This window comes from Halomonas lysinitropha (assembly GCF_902500215.1).
Taxonomy (GTDB): Bacteria; Pseudomonadota; Gammaproteobacteria; order Pseudomonadales; family Halomonadaceae; genus Halomonas; species Halomonas lysinitropha.
Genome location: NZ_CABVOU010000014.1, coordinates 152,818 through 167,649, shown reverse-complemented (window position 1 = coordinate 167,649; position 14,832 = coordinate 152,818). Strand labels below are relative to the sequence as shown.

13 protein-coding genes and 1 tRNA gene are annotated in these 14,832 nt (G+C 62.1%); 12 read left to right on the top strand and 2 right to left on the bottom strand.

Going from position 1 to position 14,832, the window contains the following annotated elements; genetic code table 11:
* Positions 1–32 precede the first annotated feature (32 nt).
* Entirely contained in the window at positions 33–770 is a 738-nt protein-coding gene (gene rph, locus HALO32_RS00830; RefSeq protein WP_151441881.1) for a ribonuclease PH, read from the top strand.
* 90 nt (positions 771–860) lie between these two features.
* Here rph and HALO32_RS00825 read toward each other — a convergent pair whose 3' ends face one another.
* Positions 861–1,628 (bottom strand): exodeoxyribonuclease III, encoded by a 768-nt coding sequence (locus tag HALO32_RS00825; RefSeq protein WP_151441880.1) that lies wholly within the window; start codon positions 1,626–1,628, stop codon positions 861–863.
* 160 nt (positions 1,629–1,788) lie between these two features.
* On the opposite strand from HALO32_RS00825, the gene pyrE reads away from it, so the two are divergent.
* From pyrE to rep, 3 genes are all read left to right on the top strand, one after another.
* Positions 1,789–2,460, top strand: coding sequence for an orotate phosphoribosyltransferase (gene pyrE, locus HALO32_RS00820; RefSeq protein ID WP_151441879.1), 672 nt, complete (start codon positions 1,789–1,791; stop codon positions 2,458–2,460).
* Between the two features lie 95 nt (positions 2,461–2,555).
* Entirely contained in the window at positions 2,556–3,074 is a 519-nt protein-coding gene (gene trmL, locus HALO32_RS00815; RefSeq protein WP_151441878.1) for a tRNA (uridine(34)/cytosine(34)/5-carboxymethylaminomethyluridine(34)-2'-O)-methyltransferase TrmL, read from the top strand.
* On the top strand, positions 3,074–5,140 hold the full coding sequence (gene rep, locus HALO32_RS00810; RefSeq protein ID WP_151441877.1) for a DNA helicase Rep: 2,067 nt from the start codon (positions 3,074–3,076) through the stop codon (positions 5,138–5,140). Before trmL ends, rep begins: the two co-directional genes overlap by 1 nt.
* 67 nt (positions 5,141–5,207) lie before the next feature.
* Here rep and HALO32_RS00805 read toward each other — a convergent pair whose 3' ends face one another.
* On the bottom strand, positions 5,208–6,050 hold the full coding sequence (locus tag HALO32_RS00805; RefSeq protein ID WP_225809612.1) for a c-type cytochrome: 843 nt from the start codon (positions 6,048–6,050) through the stop codon (positions 5,208–5,210).
* A gap of 221 nt (positions 6,051–6,271) precedes the next feature.
* Between HALO32_RS00805 and HALO32_RS00800 the strand changes: the two genes are divergently transcribed.
* The 8 genes from HALO32_RS00800 (at position 6,272) to HALO32_RS00765 (ending at position 14,715) form a co-directional block, all read left to right on the top strand.
* Positions 6,272–6,348: transfer RNA gene (locus HALO32_RS00800), tRNA-Arg, on the top strand.
* Positions 6,349–6,788: 440 nt separating this feature from the next.
* Positions 6,789–7,706: a 5-dehydro-4-deoxyglucarate dehydratase gene (gene kdgD / locus HALO32_RS00795; protein ID WP_151441876.1), complete on the top strand. Its 918-nt coding sequence runs from the start codon at positions 6,789–6,791 to the stop codon at positions 7,704–7,706.
* Between the two features lie 29 nt (positions 7,707–7,735).
* A complete protein-coding gene (locus tag HALO32_RS00790) occupies positions 7,736–8,791 on the top strand; it encodes a type 2 periplasmic-binding domain-containing protein (protein WP_151441875.1) in 1,056 nt (351 codons plus the stop codon).
* A 106-nt stretch (positions 8,792–8,897) separates the two neighbouring features.
* Complete coding sequence (locus HALO32_RS00785; protein WP_151441874.1) at positions 8,898–9,341, top strand: tripartite tricarboxylate transporter; 444 nt, start codon at positions 8,898–8,900, stop codon at positions 9,339–9,341.
* Positions 9,239–10,867, top strand: a complete 1,629-nt coding sequence (locus tag HALO32_RS00780; RefSeq protein ID WP_225809610.1) for a tripartite tricarboxylate transporter permease — start codon at positions 9,239–9,241, stop codon at positions 10,865–10,867. Before HALO32_RS00785 ends, HALO32_RS00780 begins: the two co-directional genes overlap by 103 nt.
* Before the next feature lie 115 nt (positions 10,868–10,982).
* The gene (locus tag HALO32_RS00775) at positions 10,983–12,308 is read left to right on the top strand and encodes an enolase C-terminal domain-like protein (protein WP_151441873.1); all 1,326 of its coding nucleotides are present in this window, start codon (positions 10,983–10,985) and stop codon (positions 12,306–12,308) included.
* 34 nt (positions 12,309–12,342) lie between these two features.
* A complete protein-coding gene (locus HALO32_RS00770; RefSeq protein ID WP_325063446.1) occupies positions 12,343–13,116 on the top strand; it encodes a FadR/GntR family transcriptional regulator in 774 nt (257 codons plus the stop codon).
* 24 nt (positions 13,117–13,140) lie between these two features.
* Positions 13,141–14,715, top strand: a complete 1,575-nt coding sequence (locus HALO32_RS00765; RefSeq protein ID WP_151441872.1) for an aldehyde dehydrogenase (NADP(+)) — start codon at positions 13,141–13,143, stop codon at positions 14,713–14,715.
* Positions 14,716–14,832: the final 117 nt, after the last annotated feature.

Genomic DNA, 14,832 nt, shown 5'->3' with positions numbered 1-14,832 from the left:
TCCCGTCACCATCCCGATTCAAGAGAGGTGCCATGTCTTCGGAGATCCGGCGTCCCAGCGGACGCGCCCCCGACCAGTCCCGCGAGATTCGTCTCACCCGCGACTATACCCGCCATGCCGAGGGCTCGGTGCTGGTGGAGTTCGGCGATACCAAGGTGCTGTGCAACGCCAGCGTCGAGGTTGGCGTGCCCCGCTGGCTGCGCGGCAAGAAGCAGGGCTGGGTGACCGCCGAGTACGGCATGCTGCCCCGGGCCACCCACACCCGCGGCAGCCGCGAGGCCACCCGCGGCAAGCAGGGCGGCCGCACCCTGGAGATCCAGCGGCTGATCGGTCGCTCGCTGCGAGCGGCGGTGAACCTCAAGAAGCTTGGCGAGTTCACCATCACCGTGGACTGCGACGTCATCCAGGCCGATGGCGGCACCCGCACCGCCTCCATCACTGGCGGCTGCGTGGCGCTGATCGATGCCATCCGCCACCTGCAGCGCGAGAAGCTGATCAAGGGCGATCCCTTCTACCAGCTGGTGAGTTCGGTCTCGGTGGGGCTGTTCAAGGGGTTGCCGGTCGTCGACCTGGACTACCCCGAGGACTCCAGCGCCGATACCGACATGAACGTGGTGATGGCCGAGGGGGGTGGACTGATCGAGGTGCAGGGCACCGCCGAAGCCGGCACCTTCAGCCGAGCCCAGCTTGACGCCATGCTCGACCTGGCCGAGAAGGCCGGCTACGAGCTGTTCGAGCACCAGCGCGAGGCGTTGGGCATCCCTCGCTGATCCTGCGTATCCTCCTTAACGCACCGCGCCGGCCCAAGTGGCCGGCACGGTGCGTTCCGGCGGACCGGAACGGCGACGAAGGGAGCGGACTCAGAGCGTCAGGTCATACTCGACGATCAGCGGGGCAAACTCCGAGAAGGTGGCATCGTAGTCGATCCAGGCATCCACCACATGGCGGCGGAACTCGGGGCCCACGACCTGATAGTCGATGCGCCAGCCTTCCTGGCGGGAACGCGGCACCTCCTGGTCGAGTTTGGGCCACCAGGTGTACTCGCCGGCGTCGCGGTTGATCTCGCGGAAGGTGTCGATGAAGCCGGTGGGGCCGAACACCTGGTCCATCCAGGCGCGCTCCTCGGGCTTGAAGCCGGGCGTGGTCTGGTTGTCGGCCCAGTTCTCCAGGTCGAGGGTCTTGTGGGCAATGTGCCAGGTGCCACAGATGATGTACTCGCGGCGCTTGCGGGCCATCTTCGACAGGTACTCCTGATACTGAGCCATGAAGGCCTGCTTGGCGGCAACGTCGCTGCCGTCGGGCATCAGGAAGCTGGCGACGCTGAAGCGGTCATAGTCGGCCTGCAGGAAACGTGCCTCGTGATCGCACTGGGGAAATCCCAGGCCGTACATGATCGCCTTGGGGATCTTGCGGCAGTAGAGGCCGACCCCAGAGAAGCCGTCCTGCTCGGCATCGAGGAAGTAGCCCTCGTAGCCTTCCGGATAGAGGATGCTGTCGTCCAGCTCGAAGCTCTTGGCCTTGAGGTTCTGCACGCAGACGACATCGGCGTCCTGGCCGGCGAGCCAGTCGAGGAAGCCTCGACCGACGGCTTCGCGGATGCCGTTGACATTGATGGTGGCGATTTTCATACATGGTCCCTTTTGCGTCGCGCGTGTATGATACCCGACGTTTCGACGTTTGGGTAAATGGCCCCGGTCGATAGACGTGATATTGGCCCTTGATCGAGAAATACTGGGTCCTTGACCGTGAAGAGGAGGCTCTGTGGCGGACCAGCCGGGCGCACAGCGCATGCAAGACTACCAGCGGGAGTTCATCGAGTTCGCCATCGAACAGGGCGTGTTGAGCTTCGGCGAATTCACCCTGAAGTCCGGCCGGGTCAGCCCTTACTTCTTCAACGCCGGCCTGTTCCGTAGCGGTGGCGCCCTGGCGCGACTGGGGCGTTTCTATGCCCGGGCCATCCAGGCCAGTGGCCTCGAGATCGACGTACTGTTCGGTCCGGCCTACAAGGGCATCCCGCTGGCGGCCACCACCGCCGTGGCGCTGGCCGACCACCACGATCGTGACCTGCCCTATGCCTTCAACCGCAAGGAGGCCAAGGACCACGGCGAGGGGGGCAACATCGTCGGTGCCGCACTCGAGGGGCGGGTCCTGATCATCGACGACGTGATCACCGCCGGCACCGCCATTCGCGAGGTGATGGGTCTGATCGAGGGCGCGGGTGCCCGGGCGGCCGGTGTGCTGATCGCCCTGGATCGCCAGGAGTGCGGGCAGGCCGAGGGTAGAACCAAGCGTCAAAGTGCCATCCAGGAGGTCGAGGCCGCCTATGACATGCCGGTGGTCAGCATCGTGACCCTGGACCTGGTGCTCGAGTACCTCGAAGCGCACGCCGGTGAGGCGATGCAGCCTCATGCCGAGGCGATCCGCACCTACCGCGCCCACTATGGGGTGGCAGGCGACTGAGCGTCACGTGGCGCGCTGCCGGTGCTTGCCGATCGTCCCTCGGGCCCCGCACGGGGCCCGAGTGCGTTACGGGCCTTTCATATCAGGAGTCGTTGATGCTCGACGTGGTGCTCTATCAGCCCGAAATTCCCCCCAACACCGGCAACCTGATCCGCCTCTGCGCGAACACCGGCTTTCGCCTGCACCTGATCGAACCGCTGGGCTTCGTGCTGGACGACAAGCGCCTGCGCCGCGCAGGGCTCGACTACCACGAGTGGGCGCGAGTCCGGGTCCATGCCGACTGGGCGGCCTTCCAGGCGGCCGTGGCCCCCGAGCGGGTCTTCGCCGTCTCGACCCGCGGGCGCACCGGCTATCATGAACCCGCCTACCGCGAGGGTGATGCCCTGGTGTTCGGCCCCGAGACTCGCGGCCTGCCCCAGGCGATGCTCGATGCCCTGCCCGAATCGCGACGCCTGCGCATTCCCATGTTGGCGGAGAGCCGCAGCCTGAACCTCTCCAACGCCTGCGCGGCGGTGGTCTTCGAGGCCTGGCGCCAGCTGGGCTTCGTAGGCGCCGGCCTCCCGGGGGCCGACCTTCCGTCGCGCGACGCCCCCGAGTCTGCGAGGAACCGCTGATGTCACCGACTATCGCCAGCCGGCTCGCCGGGCTCAACCCCCGCCAGCAGGAGGCGGTGCGCTACATCGACGGCCCCTGCCTGGTGCTGGCCGGTGCGGGTTCCGGCAAGACCAGCGTGATCACCACCAAGATCGCCTACCTGGTGCAGGAGTGCGGCATGAGTGCTCGGCGCATTGCCGCGGTGACCTTCACCAACAAGGCGGCCCGGGAGATGAAGGAGCGCGTGGGGAGCATGCTCAAGGGCAAGGAAGGACACGGGTTGACCGTCTCCACCTTTCACACCCTGGGGCTCAATATCATCCGTAGCGAGCTCAAGGTGCTGGGCTACCGGCCGGGCTTCTCACTGTTCGATCCGGAGGATGCCAAGGCGCTGCTCCGCGACCTGATGAACAAGGACGCCCAGGTCGATGCGGACCAGATCAACGCCGTGCAGCACCAGATCTCTCAGTGGAAGAATGACCTGGTGCTGCCCGGTCAGGCCCTCTCGCATGCCGCGGACGACGACGAGCAGTACGCCGCTCGGGTCTACGAAGCCTATGTGCGCCACCTCAAGGCCTACAACGCCGTGGACTTCGACGACCTGATTCTGCTGCCGGTGGTACTGCTGCGCGACGATTCCGAGGCGCTGGCCCGCTGGCGGCGCAAGATCCACTACATGCTGGTGGACGAGTACCAGGACACCAACATCAGTCAATATCTGCTGGTCCGGCTGCTGATGGGGGAGCGGTCGACTTTCACCGTGGTGGGCGACGACGACCAGTCGATCTATGCCTGGCGCGGGGCGCGCCCCGAGAACCTGGTGACCCTGGGCGAGGACTTTCCGCGCCTCAAGGTGATCAAGCTGGAGCAGAACTACCGCTCCACCGGTACCATCCTGCGCACCGCCAATGCACTGATCAGTCACAATCCCCACGTCTACGACAAGACCCTGTGGTCGGAGATGGGCGAGGGCGCGGCGATTCGCGTGGTGGTCAATCGCCACGAGGAGGCCGAGGCCGAGCGCGTGGCCAGCGAAATCCTGACTCGGCGCATCAAGGAGAGGGCCGAATGGCGCGATTTTGCGGTGCTCTATCGCGGCAATTTCCAGGCCCGGCTGCTGGAGCTCAAGCTGCAGCACTACCAGATTCCCTACAAGCTCTCCGGGGGCACCTCCTTCTTCTCGCGCAACGAGATCAAGGATGCCATGGCCTACCTGCGGCTGCTGATCAACCCGGCGGACGATAATGCCTTCCTGCGCATCGTCAATGTGCCGCGCCGCGAGATCGGCCCCGGCACCCTGGAGAAGCTCGCCAACTACGCCAACGACCCGGCAACCGGGCGCGGCATCTCGCTATTCGCCGCCTGCCACGAGCTGGGCCTGGAGCAGCAGCTGTCGGTCAAAGCCGTCGAGAGGTTGGGGAGGTTTACCCACTTCATCGATGGCGTTCGGCGGCGCATGGACGAGGGCGACGCCATCGAAGCCATCCGCGGCATGTTGCACGAGATGGACTACGAGGCCTGGCTCTACCAGAACGCCAGCGCGCCAACCATCGCCGAGCGGCGCATGGCCAACGTCTGGGTACTGGTCGACCAGCTGGAGAAGTCCATGAACCGTGATCCCGAGGACACGGCAAGCACGGAGACCGAGACTGATGACGTGGAGTCGGCCATCTCCCGGTTGGTACTGCGCGACATTCTCGAGCAGCAGGCCGAGGAGGATGACTCCGACCGGGTCCAGCTGCTGACCATGCACGCCTCCAAGGGATTGGAGTTTCCCCACGTTTACCTGATGGGCCTGGAGGAAGAGCTGTTGCCCCATCGCAACGCCATCGAAGCGGGCACGGTGGAGGAGGAGCGTCGCCTGGCCTATGTGGGCATCACCCGGGCGCGACGCACCCTGACCCTTACACTGGCACGCCAGCGCAAGACCTATGGCGAATTGATGGACTGCACGCCGAGTCGCTTTCTCGACGAGCTGCCAGAGAGGGATCTGGAGTGGGAGGGGCGCGCGGATCGCGAAGACCCCGAGAAAAAGCAGGCGCGTGGGCAGGATGCTATCGCCGGGCTGCGGTCTTTGCTCGGCTGAGCGTTTCCTGCCCAGACGCAAGCGGGGCGCCCTGAGGCGCCCCGCACCCTTTCCCGCTGGCGGGAACTTACTGCACCGGCTCAACCAGGTAGTCGGTGGCGGCCTTCACCTCGTCATCGGAGAGGTTGGGGTTTCCACCCTTGGCCGGCATGGCGTTGAAGCCGTTGATCGAGTGGTCATAGAGAGTCTCCATGCCCTTGGACATGCGGTCCGTCCACTGATCGGCATTGCTACGAACCGGGGCGCCAGCAGCGCCGGTCTCGTGGCAGGCCATGCACACCTGGTTGTAGATCGCCTCGCCATCGATGCCGGCATGTGACGGTTCGTCGCCGGAAGCGGCTTCCTCACTGGAGTCGGTGGCTTGTTCTTCGCCCGAAGCAGCAGTGTCCTCTTCGCCCGAGGCCGTGTCTTCTTCGGCGGAAGTCGCTTCCTCGGCCGGTGCCTCATCGCCACCCTGTTCCGGGACGTCCATTACCGGTTCAACCAGATAGGCGGTTGCCGCTTCTACCTCTGCATCGGAGAGGTTGGGGTTGCCACCCTTGGCCGGCATGGCGTTGAAGCCGTTGATGGAATGGCTCAGCAGGGTCTCGAAGCCCTTGCCGGTACGCTCGCTCCAGGCGGCCTCGTCGCCGCGTACGGGGGCCCCGGCGGCACCCGTTTCGTGGCAGGCCATGCAAACGTTGTTATAGACGCTTTCGCCATCCACGCTGCCGCCATCACTCGTGGTGTCATCGCCACCGTTGCTGGATGCCATGGCGGTGCCACAGTCCTCGCCTTGCAGACAGAGTTCCCCGACCGGCTTCAGGCGTTCCGCGATGGCCTCACGTTGCGCGTCGTCCTGTGCAACGGCGCTACCTGCGGTCAGGCCCAGGGTGGCCAGACACCCCATTATCAGCTTGCTGGATTTCACTCTCACCACCTCTCGACGGTCCTGTCATCGGAATCACGCTCGGCATCACGTCAGTCGGTGGACACCATGGCGCGCACTAACTGCTCGCAGTATACCGGCATCACCAACGCCTGGAAAATGTCCCGGTTCATACCACGGCCGGGGCGAGCGTGATGGCTGCTAGACAGCAGCAGGGCTGGCGGGTACGATGTCGACCGCCTGGCACCCAACGCCTGGCATGTGCGCCCGTAGCTCAGCTGGATAGAGTATCGGCCTCCGAAGCCGAGGGTCGCAGGTTCGAATCCTGCCGGGCGCACCACGAATTCAAGGGCTTACGATAATCTCGTAGGCCCTTTTCTCTTAGTGCGCCAAACATGGCGCACAGCGGTCTGACTGGCCCCTATCAAGCCGTGGGTGTAGCGCGTCAATCTGGATGAGAAATCGGTCTCGCGGCCCTTTTTATGCTCCCTCACCTGGTAGACACGCTGTGTCACTCGTGTCCGTCTCGCTGGGCGACATAGCATGGCGGGTCTTGAGTGTCGTGCGCGTTGCCGGCCGCCAGAGACAGGCCCCCTGCTCTCTAGCCTTGGCTCAACCTCCCTGCTCTTAAACTTTGGTCGCAATTTGATCAGTCGCCCTTGCTGAGCCGGATTCGAGCGATTAGCTTACGAGTTGTATGATGTATGACAACAACGCTGTTGTCGTTACCCCCGAGGCGGTCGGGGAGTCCCTGGCCCCGGTAAGCATGAGGACGGTTGCGTGAAGTTTTCCAGAGAAGAAGTGGTGCAAGCCATCGGCGATGGTCTGCTGTCGTTTCCCATCACGGACTTCGACCAGGAAGGCCGTTTCGATGCCGAGAGCTATCGCAAGCGGCTGGAATGGTTCATCAGCCACGACATCTCGGCCGTATTCGTGGCCGGTGGTACCGGTGAGTTCTTCAACCTGACACTCGACGAATTTCGCGATGTGGTGCGGGTCGCCGTGGAGACGGTAGACGGCAAGCTGCCGGTGATCGCCAGCGCCGGGCTGAGCGTCGAGAGCGGCAAGGCTTTCGCACAGGCGGCTGAGGAGGTCGGTGCCGACGGCATCCTGCTGATGCCGCCCTATCTGACCGAGTGTCCCCAGGATGGACTGGTGGAGTACGCCCGCCAGATCTGTGTTTCGACCCGGCTCAACGTCATCTACTACAACCGTGGCAATGGCATCCTGGACGCCGGGTCCGTGACGGCTCTGGCCGAGGCCTGCCCCAACCTGGTCGGTCTCAAGGACGGCAAGGGCGATATTCAGGCACTGAACAAGATCGTCAAGACCGTGGGTGACCGCCTGGTCTACATCGGCGGCGTGCCGACGGCAGAGATCTTTGCCGAGGCCTATCTCTCCATTGGTGTCAATACCTACTCATCGGCCGTGTTCAATTTCGTACCCGACATGGCCGTGACCTTCTACAAGGAACTGCGCAAGGGTAACAGCGAAGTCGTGAAGCAGATCACCAACGACTTCTTTATTCCCTTCGTGGACCTCAGGGATCGGAAGAAAGGGTATGCCGTCAGCCTGATCAAGGCCGGCGCCGAGATCATCGGTCGTCCGGCGGGTAGCGTTCGCGCGCCCCTGACCATGCCCACTTCCGAGGAGCGTCAGCAACTCGAGACGCTGGTGGAAATCGCCAAGCAACTATAAAACCGACAACGACTGAAAGAGGTGAAAGCATGACCGTATCCAAGAAACAGCTCGTAGGGCTGGGTTCCGCCGCCGTCATGGCGTCGATGACCTTCGGTGCCGGTGTCGCCATGGCCCAGGATGGAGAGCTACGTGGCAACATTCGTGTCGTCATCGGCTCCACATCGACGGGTGGCGATACCTATCAGAATTCGAGCATCGTGGTGGACAAGCTGGCCGAACAGCTCGATCTCAACATGAAGGTCGATGCCGTCGGTGCGAGTTCCGCTTTCCGTACGCTGGATCGCGATCCGCGCGGCAATACCCTGATGATCTTCCACGATCAGTCCTACCTGGGCTTCCTCTATGGTGTTCAGGGTTACGAGAACATTTTCGAGAAATACACCATCGGGCCGACCGTGGCGATCAACCCGGGCAACGCCTACCTGGTGCCCAAGGACTCGCCGTACGAGAACCTCGACGAGATTATCGCGGCAGTCGGTGAGGGCAAAGAGGTGCGCGTGGCAATCCAGCCGGGCGGCGTGTCCGAGATCGGCTTCAGTGCCTTGAAGAATGCCGTTGCCATCGAGTATCCGGGCCAGGAAGACAATCTGGTCGCCGTGAATACTGGCTCCCAGGCGGACAAGAACCAGCAGCTCTACGATGACCAGGTCGACATGATCCATGGGTCCGTGCAGGCCAACGAGCAGTTCACTCGCCTGCCGGAAGACGATCAGAAGGCTATGCGCTTCGTATGGCTGACGGCTCGTCAGGACACCATCGAGCAGGCGCCGGAAGACGGCATGGGGCAGACCAGCCGCGAGCAGCTGCTGGAGTATGTCGAGCCCAACGTCACTGTCACCATGGGTGACGATGAGAACTTTACCTTCGACAAGGAATTCTTCTTCCTCTACAACAAGGAGATGGATTCCGGCATCGTCGATCAGATTGATGAGGCTCTGGCAGAGGTCTATGCCGAGGGCGAGATTCAGGAAGTTCAGAAGAACTCTTTCTTCATTCCGAATTTCAAACCGTCCGATGAAGCTTCTGAGTACCTGAAAAACAAGATGTCGCGTTACGAAGAGATTATCGAAAACATCCAGTAAGCACTCCGAGCATCGGCGGCAGTGAGCCGCCGATGCTCTTGCTGTCTGGCATTTATCGACATAGAAAATTGACGGGAAGGGCTGCCTTCCCGTCGTCGGAGCCGCTATGGAATCAGGTCTGTCCAGTCTGCTCAGTGTCTCGATTGATTTCGAGACCTCTCACCTGGTTTTCCCGACAATAATTCACTGGATTCTGGCGGTACTTTTCGCCATTATTCTGGTAACCAAGGTGATTCCCTTTTTGGCTGCGGTGAAGCGAGGAGAGCGTACTTTACCCATTGTGGGCGAATCCATGGATGGCTTTCGTTTCTTCGGCACCCTCGCCCTTATCATCGCGTATTTTTACCTCATGGCGGTGGTGGGCAATATGTTTCCCTATACGGGATATGGCTTCTTGTTCGTCTCGATGCCCTTCGTCTTTTTGATGGCGCTCATGTATCTGCATGAGTGGACGAAGAAAGCTGTGGTCATCGTGTTGATCAACGCCATCATCGCCCCCAGTCTGGTCTGGTTTGTCCTGGCCAAGCTGTTCAGAATCACCCTGCCGTGACTGAGGTGAATGTCATGATGGAATTCGTGTCACTTCTCGATGTAACGTTTTTTCTGCTAGCCGGCTTTGGCGCGTTGGTGGGCATCATTTTCGGTGCGATTCCCGGTATGACGGCCACAATGGCCGTGGCCGTCTGCTTGCCGCTGACTTATGCTCTGGGCCTGAATAATGGCCTTGCTCTGTTGCTGGGGCTTTATGTTGGCGGAATATCGGGCGGGATGGTGCCGGCCGTTCTGCTCAATATACCGGGAACGCCATCCTCGATCACGACCACGTTCGATGGCTATCCCATGGCCCAGAAGGGTGAAGGTGAGAAGGCCCTGAGAGTCTGTGTCGTTGCCTCCGTCATTGGTGGCTTGATCAGTGCTGCCGTGCTTTTCCTGTTCGCGCCCATGCTGGCGGACTTCTCCATCAAGTTCTCCTATGTGGAGAAGTTCCTGATCATCCTTCTGGCGCTGTCCGTGATCGCCTCTCTCTCCAGCAACATGTTGGTAGGTATCTTTAGCGGCGTGATCGGCATCTGGCTGAGCCTGGTGGGTGTCTACAGCATCTCTGATGGCGGCAATGGCAAGACCCGGCTGATGGCCGACTTCATGGAGCCCTACCTTTATGAAGGCTTTTCCTTGCTGCCCGTGTTGATCGGTATCTTTGGTATCTCGACCATCCTCCTCGAGGCCGAAAAAGGCGTGAAAAGCGAACTCACCAGCGATCGGCTGAAACTTGGCAAGGGAGGAGTGTTTGCCTTCTCCATCTTCAAAGGCCGTTTTACCAACCTGGTGCGCTCCTCCTTCATCGGTACCTTCGTGGGCATGCTGCCCGGCGTGGGTGGCAGTGCTGCTTCGGTGCTCGCCTACACTCAGGAGAAGAACCTGTCGCGGGATTCCTCGGAGATGGGCAAGGGGGCGCCCCAAGGACTCATGGCCTCGGAGTCGGCCAACAACGCCTTGACCGGCGGTGCCCTGATTCCGCTGCTTTCTCTGGGTATCCCCGGTGATTCCACCACTGCCGTGCTGATCGGTGCTTTCACGCTCCAGGGCATCCAGGTCGGGCCGCTGTTCATCCCCGAAAATGCCAATACCTGGTACATCATGATGACGGCGCTGGTGTTTGCCAACATCGTGATGTTCTTCCTGATGTTCTTCGCCATCAAGCATATCGCCAAGGTAGTGATGGTGCCCAAGCATATCCTCTATCCGTTGATCACCATGATGTGTGTGGTGGGAGCCTATGCGATCAACTACGGCATCATGTTCGACGTCTGGACGCTGCTGATCTTCGGTGTTCTCGGTTACCTGATCCAGAAGATCGGTCTTGAGGTGGCGCCCCTGATCATCGGCTTCATCCTGGGCGGCCAGGCGGAGATCTACTTCGTCAAGAGCCTCGAGTCATTCGGGACCCTGTCGATCTTCTTTACCAAGAGCCCTATCGCCGTGGTGCTGTGGCTGCTGATTCTGGCGTCGGTGGTGTTCTCGATCGTGATGAGCCTGAAGAGCCGTGCCAAGGGGCGTCAGGATGTGCTCAGTTGAGCAACATCGTCGGTAAGACGTTGAGCTCGGTCACCAACGTTCATCCGGCACCCAAGACCTTTCTCCGGCAGGGAGCTGTCCCTCCTGGGTGGATAATTCAAGAGGCAAGAGACTGATGTTTCCGAAAATCAAAAGCATGCGTGTAGTTCCCGTCGCCGGCTATGACGGTTTCCTGTTGAACCTCAGCGGTGGCCACGCCCCCTGGTTCATCCGCTGTGTGCTGATTCTCGAAGATGATGCCGGCAACCAGGGGGTCGGGGAGATCCCCTCTAGTGACGGTATCCTCAAGGGACTCGAGCAGTGTCGGTCTCTGGTCGAAGGCTCGCGGGTCAACGACGTTAAGCAGACCCTGAACCAGGCACGCCAGGTTCTGGCCCGTAACGGGCGGGAAGAGCGCGGTCGTCAGACTTTCGACCTCCGCGTGGCGGTTCACGTCATCACTGCCATCGAGTCGGCACTGTTTGACCTCTTCGGTCAGGCGTTGCAGATGCCGGTGGCCGACCTGCTGGGACAGTATGGCCGACAGCGCGACGAGGTAGAGGCGCTGGGCTATCTGTTCCTGCTGGGGGACCCTGGCAAGACGGATCTGCCCTATCCCAGGGCAACTGATCCCCAGGATGCCTGGGACGAGGTGCGTTACCAGGAGGCACTGACGCCGGAGGCGGTGGCCAACCTGGCCAAGGCGGCCTATGACCGCTACGGCTTCAAGGACTTCAAGCTCAAGGGCGGGGTGCTGCGCGGCGAGGAGGAGGCCGACTGTATCCGTGCGCTGTACGAGGCCTTCCCGGAAGCCCGTTTGACCCTCGATCCCAACGGCGCCTGGAAGCTCGACGAGGCGGTGCGGGTGCTGGAGCCGATCAAGGACCTGCTGAGCTACGCCGAAGATCCCTGCGGTCAGGAGGAGAGCTACTCGGGCCGCGAGACCATGGCGGAGTTCAAGAAGCGTACCGGACTGCCCACCGCAACCAACATGATCGCGACAGATTTCAAGCAGTTGCAGTACGCTGTGCAGCTCAATTCGGTGGATATCCCGCTGGCGGACTGCCACTTCTGGACCATGCAGGGTGCCGTCATGGTCGGTGAGCTGTGCAATGAGTGGGGCATGACCTGGGGCTCGCACAGCAATAACCATTACGATATCTCGCTGGCGATGATGACCCATGTGGCGGCGGCCTGCCCGGGCGAGATCACCGCCATCGACACTCACTGGATCTGGCAGGACGGCCAGCGCATCACCAAGAACCCGTTCCCGATCCGTGACGGCAAGCTGACGGTACCCAAGACGCCGGGCCTGGGTGTCGAGCTGGACGAGGAGAAGCTGATGGAAGCCCATCGCCTCTATCAGAGCCTTGACGTAACGCAACGCAATGACGCCCTGGCCATGCAGTATCTCATTGCCGGTTGGGAATTCGATCCCAAGCGGCCGGCACTGGTGCGCTAAGTCTCTCTTGGCTGTTAGACTAAAAGTCATACTTTTGGTCGAGGGCTTTTTTATGGCAAAGAGTACGGAAATGCCAGCTGAAATCGCGCGACTGGATCTGCATAAGGTGGCGAAACAGGGGCCTCTATCTACCCATGTTGCCGATCAGCTCGAAGGGTTGATACTTCAGGGGAAAATCAAGGTTGGCAAAAAGCTTCCCACTGAAAGTCAGCTATGCGATTCCTTTGGCGTCAGCCGCACGGTCATCCGCGAAGCGATTACTCACCTCAAGTCACTGGGACTGGTCGCCACACGGCGTGGCGTGGGCACCACGGTCCTGCATTCGACCCCTGTCGAGGCGCGGCCGGCGGAGCGGATCAACCCGACCACCGTCGAGGATATCCTGCATGTTCTCGAGTTTCGCCTGGCCCTGGAGCCGGTAGCGGCGGAACTCGCTGCCCTGCGGCACGACGCCGAGGATCGGCGCCTTATCGAGGCGAAGCATGCTGCGTTCATCAAGGCCCACGCCGAGAACAGCCTGGCTCGGGTGGAGGATTACGAGTTCCATCTTGCCATCGCTTCGGCCACCCACAACCCTGTCTTCGAGCAGTTCTACGAGCAGCTCAGCTCCAGCAGCATCCCTCGCGCCAAGTTGTTGAGCATCGATATCAATCCGGCTGCTGCGGTGCGCTATCTGGAGCGCGTCCAGGAAGAGCACGCCTTTGTTCTTGAGGCCATTCTTTCCCGTGACCCCGAGGCGGCCAGAGAGACCATGTACCAGCACCTCAATCGTTCTCGAAACCTGTACCTGCAGTATCAGGAAAATTGAAGCAAGCAAACACAAGGAGGCATCATGACCCCACAAGGCACATCCCTGATCGGCCAGCAGGCCGTCACCGGTGACCAGGCCGTCATTCGCGCCATCGATCCAGCCCGTGGCGAGACACTCGCGCCCGATTACCCGGGGCTCGGCCGTGACGAAGTGGTCCGCGCCTGTCAACTCGCCGAGACTGCCTTCGCCTCCTATCGCGAGAGCTCATTGGAGGACCGTGCGGCCTTTCTCGAGACAGTGGCCAGTGAGATAGAGGCGCTGGGCGATGCCCTGGTCGAGCGTGCCATGGCCGAGACCGGCCTGCCACGGGCGCGCATCGAGGGCGAGCGCGGCCGCACCTGTGGCCAGCTGCGCCTGTTCGCCTCGGTGGTTCGCGCCGGCGAATGGCTTGATGTGCGCATCGATCCGGCGCTCCCAGAGCGTGAGCCCATGCCTCGCGTTGACCTGCGCCAGCGCCACTTGGCGCTGGGTCCGGTGGCCGTGTTCGGCGCCTCGAACTTCCCACTGGCCTTCAGCGTGGCCGGTGGCGACACGGCCTCGGCGCTGGCCGCCGGCTGCCCGGTAGTGGTCAAGGCGCATTCCGCCCATCCAGGCACCTCCGAGCTGGTGGGCCGCGCCGTGCAGGCTGCCGTCGCCAAATGCCAGCTCCCCGAAGGGGTCTTCTCTGTGCTGTTCGGTTCGGGCAAGGAGATCGGCCAGGCGCTGGTCGCCGACCCCCGTATCCAGGCGGTGGGCTTCACCGGCTCGCGCTCGGGTGGGTTGGCGCTGCAGCAAACGGCACAGAACCGCCCCCAGCCGATCCCGGTCTACGCCGAGATGAGCTCGATCAACCCGGTGTTCCTGCTGCCCGAAGCGCTTCAGTCACGTGGCAAGGAGATCGCCGAGGGCTTCGTCGGCTCGCTCAACATGGGTGCCGGCCAGTTCTGCACCAACCCCGGCCTGGTGATCGGCATCAAGGGTGAGGGGCTGGATACCTTCCTTTCGACGGCTGGTCAGGGTATCCATGGCAGCGCCGCCCAGACCATGCTCACGCCGGGCATTCATGCCGCCTATCAGGACGGTGTCGGTTCACTGGCCGGCAATTCCAGTGTCCGCGAGGTCGCCCGAGGGCAGGCCGGAGAGGGGCCTCATCAGTGCCAGCCTGCACTCTTTGTCGCCAGTGCCTCCGACTTCCTGGCCGATGAGGCCATGCAGGCCGAGGTGTTCGGTGCTGGCGGCCTGGTAGTGGAGTGCGCCGACGTCGAGGAAATGCGGCGTGTGGCCGAGGCCCTGGAAGGCCAGCTCACCGCCACCCTGCAGATGGACGACGGCGATCTGGCCACCTCCCGGCAGTTGCTGCCGCTGCTGGAGCGCAAGGCCGGTCGTATCCTGGCCAATGGCTGGCCCACCGGGGTCGAGGTATGCCACGCCATGGTCCACGGTGGCCCCTTCCCGGCCACCTCGGACAGCCGCACCACGTCGGTGGGCAGTGCGGCCATCCACCGTTTCCTGCGCCCAGTGTGCTACCAGAACCTGCCCGAGGGCTTGCTGCCTGAAGCCCTCAAGGATGACAACCCACTGAAAATCAGTCGATTGGTGGACGGCAAGCGGGATTGATTCTCGGAAACGGCAAGTGGTGAGAATTTTATGGCGGCCTTCGGGTCGCCTTTTTTCTCTGCGCTCGACCTCTCGAGCCTCTCGTCTGCTTTCAGACTAAAGTCTAGGCGCGGACGG